Source organism: Flavobacterium acetivorans (assembly GCF_020911885.1).
GTDB lineage: Bacteria > Bacteroidota > Bacteroidia > Flavobacteriales > Flavobacteriaceae > Flavobacterium > Flavobacterium acetivorans.
In genome coordinates this window covers 2,324,238-2,337,371 of sequence record NZ_CP087132.1, presented here as the reverse complement: position 1 = coordinate 2,337,371, position 13,134 = coordinate 2,324,238, and the positions used below count along the sequence as shown (strand labels likewise).

At 33.9% G+C, this 13,134-nt stretch carries 9 protein-coding genes; 2 read left to right on the top strand and 7 right to left on the bottom strand.

From position 1 onward, the window contains the following. Positions 1-92 precede the first annotated feature (92 nt). On the bottom strand, positions 93-1,163 hold the full coding sequence (gene aroC / locus LNP19_RS10210; protein WP_230061825.1) for a chorismate synthase: 1,071 nt from the start codon (positions 1,161-1,163) through the stop codon (positions 93-95). Between the two features lie 186 nt (positions 1,164-1,349). On the opposite strand from aroC, the gene LNP19_RS10205 reads away from it, so the two are divergent. Together LNP19_RS10205 and LNP19_RS10200 are read left to right on the top strand one after the other, a co-directional pair. Next, on the top strand, positions 1,350-2,177 hold the full coding sequence (locus LNP19_RS10205) for a UDP-2,3-diacylglucosamine diphosphatase (protein WP_230061824.1): 828 nt from the start codon (positions 1,350-1,352) through the stop codon (positions 2,175-2,177). Between the two features lie 171 nt (positions 2,178-2,348). Then, positions 2,349-2,855, top strand: coding sequence for a hypothetical protein (locus tag LNP19_RS10200; RefSeq protein WP_230061823.1), 507 nt, complete (start codon positions 2,349-2,351; stop codon positions 2,853-2,855). A gap of 176 nt (positions 2,856-3,031) precedes the next feature. Here the strand turns inward: LNP19_RS10200 and LNP19_RS10195 are convergent, their stop codons facing one another. From LNP19_RS10195 to LNP19_RS10170, 6 genes are all read right to left on the bottom strand, one after another. Continuing rightward, complete coding sequence (locus LNP19_RS10195; protein WP_230061822.1) at positions 3,032-4,963, bottom strand: amino acid permease; 1,932 nt, start codon at positions 4,961-4,963, stop codon at positions 3,032-3,034. Positions 4,964-5,307: 344 nt separating this feature from the next. Beyond that, positions 5,308-6,453: an exo-beta-N-acetylmuramidase NamZ family protein gene (locus LNP19_RS10190; protein WP_230061821.1), complete on the bottom strand. Its 1,146-nt coding sequence runs from the start codon at positions 6,451-6,453 to the stop codon at positions 5,308-5,310. 44 nt (positions 6,454-6,497) lie between these two features. Further along, on the bottom strand, positions 6,498-7,802 hold the full coding sequence (locus LNP19_RS10185) for a serine hydrolase domain-containing protein (RefSeq protein WP_230061820.1): 1,305 nt from the start codon (positions 7,800-7,802) through the stop codon (positions 6,498-6,500). A gap of 6 nt (positions 7,803-7,808) precedes the next feature. Next, entirely contained in the window at positions 7,809-10,313 is a 2,505-nt protein-coding gene (locus tag LNP19_RS10180) for a beta-N-acetylhexosaminidase (RefSeq protein ID WP_230061819.1), read from the bottom strand. A gap of 85 nt (positions 10,314-10,398) precedes the next feature. Continuing rightward, on the bottom strand, positions 10,399-12,234 hold the full coding sequence (locus LNP19_RS10175) for an outer membrane protein assembly factor BamB family protein (protein ID WP_230061818.1): 1,836 nt from the start codon (positions 12,232-12,234) through the stop codon (positions 10,399-10,401). Positions 12,235-12,244: 10 nt separating this feature from the next. Next, entirely contained in the window at positions 12,245-13,072 is an 828-nt protein-coding gene (locus LNP19_RS10170; RefSeq protein ID WP_230061817.1) for an alpha/beta hydrolase, read from the bottom strand. Positions 13,073-13,134 lie beyond the last annotated feature (62 nt).

The window sequence follows — 13,134 nt, the reverse complement described above, 5'->3', positions numbered from 1 at the left end:
TAATATTAATTATTATTAGAAATTGGGTCTCGTCCCAAAATACAATTATTCTATAGTCCTAATTTTAACAGCATTGTAAATTCAAATCTCCTTTAAAAAGTAGAACTATACGTTTTATTTACCAAATAAAAGTCGGCAAGGACAATAGCTGCCATAGCTTCTACAATAGGAACAGCACGTGGTACTACACAAGGATCATGACGACCTTTACCGGTCATTTCAGTAATATTCCCTTGATTGTCCAGTGATTCTTGTTTTTGCATAATAGTTGCTACAGGTTTGAATGCTACTCGAAAATAAATATCCATACCATTACTGATTCCTCCTTGAATACCACCCGAAAGATTTGTTCTTGTAGTACCATCAGTATTGTACAAATCGTTATGATCACTTCCTTTCATTATAGCTCCATCAAAACCGCTTCCATATTCAAATCCCTTCACGGCATTGATAGAAAGCATGGCTTTTCCCAGTTCGGCATGAAGTTTATCAAAAACCGGCTCGCCCAAACCTATTGGCACATTTTGAATGACACAAGTTACAATACCTCCCACGGTATCTCCTTGTTTTCTAATCTCACGAATATAATCTTCCATAATGGCAGCTGATTCTTCATCAGGGCAACGAACAGGGTTACTCTCTATTTTAGAAAAATCCAAATCTTGGTACGGCTTATCAAGCGTAATCGGACCTACAGCAGAGACGTAGGCATTTATCTTAATTTCAGGCAACATTTGTTTTGCAATGGCACCGGCCACCACCCTACTGGCAGTTTCACGGGCTGAACTTCTACCACCACCTCGATAATCACGAACACCATACTTCTTTTCATACACATAATCGGCATGACTTGGTCTGTAATTATCTTTTATATGGGAATAATCGTCTGATTTTTGATTTGTATTGGGAATGATAAATCCTATTGGTGTACCAGTTGTTTTTCCTTCAAAAATTCCCGACAAAAACTGAACATCGTCCGGTTCTTTTCGTTGGGTAACTATTGCAGATTGTCCTGGTTTTCTTCTGGACATTTCTCTTTGAATTGCTTCTAAATCTATTGTTATCCCAGGAGGGCAACCATCAATAATTCCGCCTAATGCTTCTCCATGCGATTCTCCAAAAGTGGTTATTCTATATAGTGTTCCGTAGTTATTTCCTGCCATTATAATTATTTTGAACAAATATATGTTTTCTGATTTAAAGTAAAAAATTAAAAATTACGATTGTTTTATAAAATCAATTGACTAAAACTTTACATTCCGTTAAAGATTCTTACAAAATGATAACCTTTTTTTAAATATTCGTAAAAGATAGTACCCTTAAATTTGTAAAAAACTAATTAGAATCAATTGAAAAAAAGAAAAGTTGAATTAGTAGTGCTTTCTGATACTCATCTGGGCACTTTTGGAAGTCACGCCTTAGAACTAAACAAGTATTTATCGACTATTAAACCCAAGATTTTAGTCCTAAATGGAGACATCATTGACATCTGGCAATTTAGAAAATCGTATTTCCCAAAAACGCATCTCAAAGTCATTCAAAAAATAATAGGATTTGCATCCAAAGGCACTAAAGTCTATTATATCACCGGTAATCACGATGAAATGCTTAGAAAGTTTACTGACATGAGTATGGGAAATTTTGCCTTGGTTGACAAGTTAGTCTTAGAAATCGATGACAAAAAAGCCTGGATTTTTCATGGTGATGTATTTGATGCTTCGGTGAACCATGCCAAATGGATTGCAAAACTAGGCGGATTAGGGTATGACTACTTAATTTTACTGAACCGCTTTGTGAACTGGTGTTTAAAAAAAATGGGGAAAGAACCCTATTCTTTTTCTAAAAAAATAAAAGCGGGCGTAAAAAAAGCGGTAAAACACATCTCCGATTTTGAAGAAACCGCTACTGAACTGGCCATTGAAAAAAAATACGATTATGTCATTTGCGGACATATTCATGAGCCAAAAATAATTAGAAAGGAAAATAAAAATGGCTCCACACTCTATTTAAACTCTGGAGATTGGGTCGAAAATCTAACCGCTTTGGAATACAACAAAAAGCGATGGAAATTATACAACTATCAGGAATCTAATTACATCGAAGAAGAAGAAAACTTATTTGAAATGGAGGATATTCTAAATAATAAACTGATTCATTCGATAATTAATTCAAAATAAGTGCTTTATTTTTTAAAATAAAAAAAACTTAAAAAAAACAAATAAACAACTGAATAACAGTATATTAACAACATAATGAATGAAAAACATGTGAATTATATAATTTTTTATAATAATAGTATATTTCATTCGTTACTTTTCATTGTAACTTTGTAGAACAAATATTTACTTATGAGAAAAATTATTTTATCGGCTATTATGCTTTTTGGATTAGCATTTAGCGCACAAGCACAAGACATTTCAAAAAATGCATTAGGTCTACGTTTAGGAGACAACAGTGGTTTTGGAGGTGAAGTTTCTTACCAAAGAGGATTATCTGACAATAACAGACTGGAATTAGATTTGGGATGGAGAAGCAGAGACAACTTCAACAATAACGGATATGATTCTCACGCTGTTAAACTAGCAGCATTGTATCAATGGGTATGGAACATTGACGGTGGTTTCAACTGGTATGCTGGTGTTGGTGGAGGATTAGGAAATTACGGTTATGATGATAATAATGGTAAATCCTATAATGACACTTTCGTTTTTGCAGCAGGAGACATTGGAATTGAGTATAACTTTGACATTCCATTGTTAATTTCTTTAGATTTCAGACCTGAATTTGGAGGAAATGGTTACTACAAAAACAATTATGGTTCTGATATCGCATTAGGAGTTAGATACCAATTCTAATACTTAATCGAAATACCAAAAAAAAGCTGCCCCAAAAAGGCAGTTTTTTTTTGGCAATTATCGAACCATCAGCAATAAATAATCGATTCCAACTGATAAGACATCTAAAAAAAGAAGGCTATTTCTAAAATAAATTTAGAAATAGCCTTCTTTTTTAATCAGTATAAAATCCCTTTCTAAGACTCCATCAAATTCAGTTTACTGTTTTTACGGCTGAAGCCAAAGTAAATTGTAAGTCCTATTAGCAACCAAATCGTGAAATAGATCCAGTTCCACACACTCAATTCAGCCATCATATACAAACAGCTAACCAAACCTAATAAAGGAATTAAAGATAAATTTTTACGAAAAGACCAAAATGTAAGTACCACTAAAGTAATCAAGAAAATCCACATAGGTATCTTATGCTTAAACAAGCTAAAACCACTTTCATACTTTAATTTATTATCTATCGGTAAACCCGCCACAACCGAAGCATATTTTGCGTCATCCTGCTGGTATTGACTTAATAAATTTTCTAAATCCAAAACTTCAATTGTATTTTTTTTAGTCTCAATCCCTACTAAATAATCATACACTTTTTTGGTCTCCTCTTTGTTCAATGAAGTAATAATATCAGTGGCTTTAAAAATTTGGGTTTCATTGGTGATAAAATCCGTAGTTGCCTTATTGTTATAGGCAAATGCATAATACAAACCGGCAATTAGCATAAAAGGAACAACATATTTTGAATTCACATAAGGCGTTTTGAATTTTCCTCTTGGAATATTGGGTTTGTCTTGTAAAACCAATACACCGGCGCAAACCAATACAAAGGCAAACAATGTCCCAATACTACACAAATCAGTAACGATAGTCAAATTCAAAAATAAAGCTGGAATAGCCACTACAAAACCAGTTACTATCGTTGCATAAGAAGGCGTTTTAAATTTTGGATGTACCTTAGAAAAACGTTTTGGCAATAAACCATCACGGCTCATACTCATCCAAATACGGGGTTGTCCCATTTGAAAAACCAACAAAACACTCGCCATGGCAATTACGGCACTTACAGCAATAATACCAGACATCCATTTTAAATCCAATTTATGAAAAACAAATGCCAAAGGATCACCTACATTCAATTCACTGTAGTTCACCATTCCGGTTAATACCAAAGCGATAATCACATATAAAATCGTACAGATTATAATAGCCCACATCATTCCACGAGGCAAATCGCGTTGCGGATTTTTACATTCTTCAGCAGTAGTAGAGATAGCATCAAAACCAATGTAAGCAAAGAAAACAGCCGATACGCCTTTTAAAACCCCGCTAACCCCATTAGGTGCAAAAGGAGTCCAGTTTTCAGTATCTACATAAAACACGCCCACAGCGATAACTAAAAGAATGATACTTAATTTTACTATAACCATCATATTACTAGCATTTCTTGACTCTTTCATGCCACGATACACTAAGGTTGTAATCAAAATAATGATAAATAGAGCTGGCAAATCGGCTACGAAATGAAAAGAACCAATAGATGGCGAAGTAGTCCAAGCAACATAAGCGGCTTGCATACCAGAACTCAAATTCTCAAAGGACTTCCCTCCTTGCATCAAAGCGGTTGCGTCATTAAATCCATTGGAAGCAGATAAATAATCCATTTGAACCCATTGGGGGAGATGGATTCCCCCGCTTTCGAGCAAGCCCGTAAAATAATCACTCCAAGAAATGGCAACTGTAACATTACCAATTGCATATTCCATAATCAGTGCCCAACCAATAATCCAAGCAATTAATTCACCAAAAGCGACATAAGAATAGGTATAGGCACTCCCTGAAACAGGAACCATAGAAGCAAATTCAGCATAAGCAAAAGCAGCAAAACTACAGGCTAAAGCGGTAAATATAAACAAGAAAATTACTGCTGGACCACCATCTGAACTGGCTTTCCCAATTGTACTAAAAATTCCGGCACCAACAATCGCAGCAATACCAAAAGCGGTCAAATCCCTGGCTGTCAAATACCTTCCCAGCGTATTATGACCATCCGTTTCATTTTTTTCAACCTGCCTTAAAATATCTTCTACTGTCTTTTTCCTAAATAAACTTGAAAATGCCATATTGTAAAATTTCTCATTAAAAATTAATATCCTTTAAATAATACTCCATTATATTAGAAATAACGTTAATATTATTCAAAAACCAAATGTATAAAACAAATTCAATTCTGAAAGATTTGATTCAGGATTTTTTAAAACTAGATAATAAAAAAGCCAATAATGGTATTTAATATTCTTCTAAAAGTCAAAAAAAAATAAAATAAAGCAATAAAAAATCAGAAAACAAAAACAATTAAAGCTTTTCCTTCAAAAAAATAATTGGCACTAGAATTCAAATTTCAACCTAGTCTAGTACATGAATTCCTCCTTCAATCAGCGATGTCCAAACTCTCTTTAGTTTATTATTAATTTCTATAAATCAGATACTGTTTTCTCATTTTTTTAAAATCACGCAAACCATCATTCCAGCTATTTCTGATTTCTTCTTCTGAAATTCCTGCTTCAATTTGTTGCTGTAGTTTATCATTTCCAGCTCGTATTGAAAACTTTCTTTTATCGAAAAATTTTGACTTATCTAAACACGATTGATACGCTTTGATGAGCCATTTTATTTCCAGTCTGTTAATTCTTGGAATTGCCGATAAATCCTCACCATTACATTCTATTCCATTGTACAAAGGGTCTTTGTCTCCAAAATTAGGCTTGGGAGTAAATACAAAATCACTTTTTGGCAAATCAGGAGAACCATAAATTTGAAATTGTTTTTCGGTTCCACGTCCCATACTAATATTCGTTCCTTCAAAAAGGCACAAACTAACATATAAATTGATAGATTGGTCATTAGGCAAATTAGGAGAAGGTCTAACAGGCAAACTATAACTCATACTTCTGTTGTAATTCAAACAAGGAATTACAGTCAATTTACATTGAATACCATCTTTTAGCCATTTCTCACCATTGATCATTTTAGCTTGTTCTCCCAAAGTCATTCCGTGTAACAAAGGTGTTCGGTGCATACCTATGCCACTTTGAAAAGCAATATCTAAAACCGGACCATCAACAATCGCAATATTTGGATTGGGACGATCCATTACAATTAGCGGAATGTTATTCTCTGCGCACGCTTCCATTATTCTATGCATCGTAGAAACGTAAGTATACAATCTAGTTCCAACATCCTGCAAATCAAAAACCATAACATCAATACCTTTCAGTTGCTCCTGACTTGGTTTATTGTTTTTTCCATAAAGCGATGCAATGGATAAACCCGTTTTACTATCAACTTCATCCGAGACATGCTCACCAGCATCAGCAGTACCACGAAATCCGTGTTCTGGGGCGAAAATGGTTTTTATCTTTATTTTCTTTTCAACTAAAAAATCAACCAGATGGGTTTTCTTGTCAATAATACCCGTCTGGTTGGTTACAATACCAATAGTTTTACCTTTCAAAATAGGCAGATATTCTTTATAATTTTCGGCACCGGTTTTTATATTTTGCGCAAAAGAAACTGTTGCAATCAACATGCAAATTAGGGTTAGTTTTTTCATAGAGTCAATCTTTATATTTATTTATAAGCACTTAATTGGATTTTCTAATTGTTTATCAGTTTCCAAATTTTCGGGCAAAAATCATCTTTATACATTAATCTGTTGGTTCTAGAAGGATTTACACGATTGCTAAGAATAATCAGAAATCGATTATTATCCGGATTTAAAAAGAAAAAAGTTCCCGTAAAACCAGTATGACCAAAATCATTTTTCTTATAAAATCCATCTGGTTTGCGCTTATCAAAACCGAGTCCGCGATAAATCCCTTTTTTAGCCAAAGGTGATTTTGTAAATGCCTTAACCACCTTAGCTTTTAAAATTTGTTTTCCCTGATACTTCCCATTATTAAGTAACATTTGACATATTACCGAGATGGATGTTGCATTTGCAAACAAACCCGCATTTCCTGAAACGCCTCCTAAAAGGGCAGCCGCTTCATCATGCACATAGCCTTTAATAGTGTCTTTTCTAAAAAAATTATCAATTTCTGTAGGAATAACATCTTGTACAGTGGTCCATTTCAAAGGATTATATCCTATTTTTGTAATGCCTAATTCATTATAAATCGCTCTAGTTAATTGATCGAGTTTCAAACCTGTTTTTGCTTCCATCATTTGTTGTGCTAATATCAAATTTAGATCACTATACAAATAATTCCCCCGAGGATTGGTATTAGCCAAAGCTATTTTTTCATAAACTGTTTTATAAAATTCAGGATTTAACCACATGTTTCTATAAATCTGAATATAATTGTCTTTTGGTTCGAAAGACAAATATTTTGCATCGTAAACTATATTTTTGTTTACATACATATTATCAAATAAATTTGGATAATTCTCTGATTGTTGATTGCTTAAAAATGGTAATCCATCGGATGTAGAAAGTAGGCTTTGATAAAAAGTGATTCCTGATTTTAGCCCTGTTGTATGCGTCAGTAATTCAAAAAGTGTCAAATCAGCAATGGCTGTATTTTTATATACCGCAACGGCATCACCTAATTTATCTTCTAAGTTTATTTTATCATCACCAACTAACCGCATTGCTACTAAAGTTGCTCCCAAAACTTTGGACATAGAAGCCAAATCGTACACATCGGCTGTTTTCACTTGTTGTTGTTTTGAATAATCCTGATAGCCGTAATTTTTCAATATAAAAATAGAATCTTTGCTACCAACAACAATTTGTGCGCCCGGAAAAAAACCTTTTTCGAGCGCATTATTCATAATAGAATCGATGTAGGCTTCATTCCGTTTTGTATCGAAAGATTTACTTGATTTTTTTACCGAACGGCAACTGGCTCCTAAAAGAATCAAAAAAACAAGGACTATTCTAATTGCTGACTTTTTCATTTCTTTTTAAGGGTTAATTCTTAAATCCTGAGCTGCCATAATAGGCTCGTTATTTGTTCCTGTAATCACAATTTTTATTGCTTTTACAGGTTGTTTCGGATAAATGGAAGCATTCCCATAATCAAAATTCTCCCCTTTTATAAAATCAACTCCGTTGTAAGAATACTCAACATAGCCATCATTTATAATAAATCTCGGGTGGTGCGGTATTCCTGTCAACACATCAATTTTAGATGAAACAACTGGATTGGTAAAAGTGTATAAAATCCAATCACCATTTGCACACGGAACATCGGTGCGTAAATAGCTTTCTACATTATAGTCTTCTAATCTTGTGAATGGGAATTTCGGGTTTTCAACCATCGATGAAGTAACTTTCACCTCCGGCTCTAAATAAGGTGAGCAATTGAAATTTACCTTCGCAGCAGATTCTTTTGCTTCTTTATTTTCAACCGTAAAATCTAAACGATAGCTGTTTTTATCATTGTAATTATCAATTACAAATCGCAAACGGGGTTTTGATTTTAATGCTCTATCTTCTGAATATGTTTGTATTAATTTATCATTTTCAAAAAGTGAAATTGCTCTTATTACTCCATTATTTGTTCCATCGGCTGCTGGATCAAAAGTCAGGTACCAAATCCCGTTTTTATCGATATTTTCAGAAATATTCTCCGAAACATTTAAAATTTCGATTTTTGAAGTGCTCCAAGTTGCTACTGGAAGCTTCTCTGCTTTTACAGCTGGGCTTGCTGTATCTTCATTAAAAAAAGTACGAAACATGTATTTCTCATACTCTTTTGTCTGAATTGGATTTGTATATAAAGGTGACTGTCTTGTAGGTTCATTTCCTTGCGTATCATAGCGTACAACCGCTCCTTCATAAGGTGGAGTTACTGTAATACTTCCGCTTTTATAAATTGCTGTAGGCGGAAAATCTCTAAAAGCAATTCCCATATTTGCTAAACGTTGTAAATGGCTATTTGTTAACCTGCCGTAGAAATCATCCCAATTTTTGTACTCTTTTTTAGACCATCCAATTTCCGACAAAGCACTAATTCTTGGGTAACTTTGGTATTCCATAAATCGTGTTGGGAGATCGAGATATTCACTCCACAAAGCTCCTTGAACTCCTTTTATTAATTTTTGCTCATCTAATGATAAATCATTTTGAGGAATTGGTTCAAACGAATATACTCGTTTAGTATCTGTAATAGCAGCCCAACGATGGCCTCGTTCATTTTCAGACTGCGCCATATCAAAATAGGTGTATTGTCCCGGAATCATAATTGTTGGGTGACCCTTTTTAACAGATTCGATTCCGTAACTTATACCTTGCCATGCAAAAATTTCGGTTTTTGGGCTCAGAACCCCGCCTTTCATAATTTCGTTCCAACCAGCCGCTTTTCTACCATACTTTTCTACAATTTTTTCCATCCGTTTAAAGAAATAATTTTGCAATTGAAAAGTATCAGTGTATCCTTCCTTTTCCATAACCCCTTTACATTTAGGACAGTGTTCCCAATTAGCACGGTTCACCTCGTCACCTGCAATATGAATATACTCAAAGGGGAACATTTCCGTAAATTCTTTAATTATACCATCTAAGATTTCGAAATTTTCTTCTCGCCCTACACACCATACATTTTTAACTTCTCCTTGAACACTTTTGGTTTCCTGTGTGGTTACGCAACCTATTTCTGGATAAGATGCGGTTACAGCACGAGAGTGTCCTGGAATTTCGATTTCTGGCATAATCGAAACACCACGCTCTGAAGCATAAGCCACCACTTCTTTTATATCGTCCTGCGTATAATAGCCTCCGTAACGTTTATTTCCAGAACCGTATGATGGCAACAATACTTCTCCCGGCCCCCTCCAAGCTCCCTTTAAAGTTAGGTCTGGCATTGATTTAATCTCAACTCTCCAGCCGTTATCGTCTGTAAGATGCCAATGAAAAATATTCATTTTATGTGCTGCTAACCAATCAATATAATTTTTAACGGTTCCTTTATCAAAAAACTGTCTTGATACATCTAGCATCATTCCGCGCCATTCAAAACGAGGATAATCCTCTATTTTCACAAAAGGGATCGTGCCTTTTTTCACCTCTTTTGCAGAACAAATTTGGAGTAAAGTCTGAAAACCATTCAAGACTCCGTTTAAAGATTTTCCTTTTACAAAAATCCCCTTTTTAGTTACTTTCAATTCATAACCATCATTTGGGATATTCATTTTTTCATCTATCAAAAATGATATTGCATTTTTTTTATGAGTATTTCCAGTTGTAACAATTGAATTAATCCCTGCATTTTTCAAAAGACCAGCGCCAATGTAATCCGTACTTTTTTGCATTCTTTTATCAACGATTATCTTTACAGATGATGGAATTACAAATACTTTTTCTTGCTGTTCTATCTTTACAGGCTTTGGAATTATATCTAGTTTCTGAGCCTGTAAAATATTCAGGAAACTCAAGAAAACAGCAATTAACGGTATACTTTTTTTCATCTTTATAATTTTTAGAACTTTATCGAAATGTTTTCCATTTATTACATAATTACTCTGACAAAGCTTTTTTATATTAATTTGAGAATTACTCCAGCAAATAAATTCCGCCTTCAATAAGTGATGTCCAAACTTTTCCTTTATCATCGATCGAAAATCCATTTACGCTGGAACTACCCAAATGAATTTCTTTTACAATTTCAAATTTTTCAGCATCTACAATAACAACTTCTCCCTTGCGGCTTCCTATATAGATTTTATTATTATTTTCCAGTATTGGCGCAGGATTATGCTCATAGCCAAGTTTTAAATCCAAAACTTTACTTTGGCTCACTAGATTTTCTTCGGTTAATTCTACCTTATCATTAAGCGGTAATCTCAAAAGTTCGCCATTCATTGTTTTAGCATAAAACCATTTTCCGTCCTGGCTTTTCCCCATTGATTCTCTCACTTTCCATTTTGAGGTTCTCAAAAGAGTTTTTCCTGTTTCTATGTCTAAAATTGTCAAAAAGCGTTCGGGAGTGACAAAATAAAGTCGGTTTTTAGACGAAACTACATTTACATTTCCTGCTGAGTACAAGACTTGCTTATCATTTCCGTTATTCCATTTCCAAATAAGTTCACCTGTATTTATATTTAAACAATAAAGATTGGTATCCCATGCTCCAAAAATGATCTTATCACCTTGTATCAAAGGGATTCCTTGTGAGTAAGACAACGGCAATTTATTTTGCCAAATTATTTTTCCGTTAACTGCATCGATGCAAATAAAGGCTGTTGAACTCGCCGTATAAATTTTATCATTTTTGACAATTGGCGAACCAACCAAAACGCCGCCAACGGGAACATTCCATTTTTGTTTGCCCGATTGCTTATCAAATGCTAAAATATTTCCTTCTATTGTGCCAACAACAAGATTATTTTTTACAATTATTGGTGCGAAATAAATCGAATTTCCTGTCTCTGTTTTCCAATTCAATGTCTTACTTTTTAAACTCATCGATTGCACTTCGCCAATAGAATTGGCAAAATAAATGTTCTTTTTATCAAAACAAGGAACACTGTAAACAGATGCAATGTCTTTTACAAAAGGTGGAAAATCTTTTTCTGACTCTTTTTCAATTTCAATTTTTGAAGGTTTTGTTGGAACTGAAAATTTAAAAACGCCTGCTTTTGCTAACTCTTTCTGATAAATGCTAATACTATCGTTACTGATAATTACCTCGTTATAACTTTTAGTTTTTCCATCTCGTGACGTAATAGATGCTCCCATAATACCACTCAAGCCAGAGAAATCATATTTTTTCAAAGTATGCCCATGACCGCAAAAACTAGCAACAGTAGGATATTTTGCCAAAACAGAAAGCACATCTTTATAATTACTAACACTGTTATCTAATGGATAGTGAGCAAAATTCAAGACCTTTTTATTCCCACTTTTAATGCTGTCTTTTACTGTTTTGTCCAACCAAAGAATGTCTTCATATTTAACAAAACCATCCCCCATTTTCATATAAGGACCACAAGGAAAACCTATAAAAAGATACTCTCCCTTTGAAAACACAAATCGATCATCGCCCCAAAGTTTTTTATAGGTCAAGCCCGCACTTTCACTCCAATTCGTTTCATGATTTCCAGAAATCACATAATAGGGAATTTTTAAACTCGAAAGAATAGAATGAACTTGGTTCAGTTCATCATCAGCACCGCGATTAGTCAAATCACCAGTAACCACAACAAATTCATTCGTAGAATTATTGATTTCCTTTACAATATTCTGCAATAAAAAATCATTTTCATTCCCAACAGAAACATGCAAATCAGTAAGCTGCACAAATTTGATATCAGCAGATTTTTTGATTTCTTGAGAAAAACCGGATATGATTATAAAAAGTAATAAAATTTTGGAATACAGATATTTCATAAGCTAGTGTTTATTTTGTCTTTACTTTATTATTAAAAAAATCATGAAAAAACAGCAATTGAAACTTTAAGGAGTTTTCCCAATATTCCATATTATGCTTTCCGGGGCGTTCAATATAATCGTGGTTTATTTTTAAAGCCAGCATCTTCTCGTGAAGCTGTCTGTTGACATCAATAAAAAAATCGTCAACACCACAATCAATAATAAGATTTAGTTTATTGCTTTTTACCAATTCAAGCATATTGACAACTGTATTTTTGTCCCAATTTTCAGGAAAATCGGTTATGGAACCAAGACGCTTTTTTATATCCCAGTTTCCAGGAAAAGGACGAAAATCGACACCACCGCTCATACTTCCTGCCGCTCCAAATACGTCCTGATGCTTGAACGATAAATACAAGGCTCCGTGCCCGCCCATACTAAGACCTGATATGGCTCTTCCCTCCCGACTTGCAATTGTTTTGTATTTTTTATCTATAAAAGGAACTAATTCATCAATTATATACGTTTCATATTTAAAATCAGGATCAATCGGACTATCAAAATACCAGCTTGAATAATTTCCATCAACACCAATTACTATAAAACCATACTTATCAGCTTGCTGAGCAACCTCTTTAAAGCTTTTTACCCAAGTTGCGTAATTTCCGCTATACCCATGCAGCAGATAAACAACTGGGAAATTTTTCTTGCTTTTTTTATAACTATCAGGCGTTATCACACAGGTTTTTATATTTTTATTCATCGAAACGCTAAAAACATCTAAAGTATCAACCTTAGCCGCTTTGGCAGAAAAAAACATAAATACGAGAAGTGTTACATAGATTATTTTTTTCATAAAATCATGGTGTCTTTGGGTTTAAAAAAGGCAATCTTTTTTCTTCAAAAAGAATATAAAAT

Bases quoted from the DNA above. Each gene is read 5' to 3' on its own strand.
- aroC (WP_230061825.1), bottom strand. From the start codon at position 1,163: ATGGCAGGAAATAACTACGGAACACTATATAGAATAACCACTTTTGGA.
- LNP19_RS10200 (WP_230061823.1), top strand. From the start codon at position 2,349: ATGAGAAAAATTATTTTATCGGCTATTATGCTTTTTGGATTAGCATTT.
- LNP19_RS10195 (WP_230061822.1), bottom strand. From the start codon at position 4,963: ATGGCATTTTCAAGTTTATTTAGGAAAAAGACAGTAGAAGATATTTTA.
- LNP19_RS10190 (WP_230061821.1), bottom strand. From the start codon at position 6,453: ATGAAAAAACTAACCCTAATTTGCATGTTGATTGCAACAGTTTCTTTT.
- LNP19_RS10185 (WP_230061820.1), bottom strand. From the start codon at position 7,802: ATGAAAAAGTCAGCAATTAGAATAGTCCTTGTTTTTTTGATTCTTTTA.
- LNP19_RS10180 (WP_230061819.1), bottom strand. From the start codon at position 10,313: ATGAAAAAAAGTATACCGTTAATTGCTGTTTTCTTGAGTTTCCTGAAT.
- LNP19_RS10175 (WP_230061818.1), bottom strand. From the start codon at position 12,234: ATGAAATATCTGTATTCCAAAATTTTATTACTTTTTATAATCATATCC.
- LNP19_RS10170 (WP_230061817.1), bottom strand. From the start codon at position 13,072: ATGAAAAAAATAATCTATGTAACACTTCTCGTATTTATGTTTTTTTCT.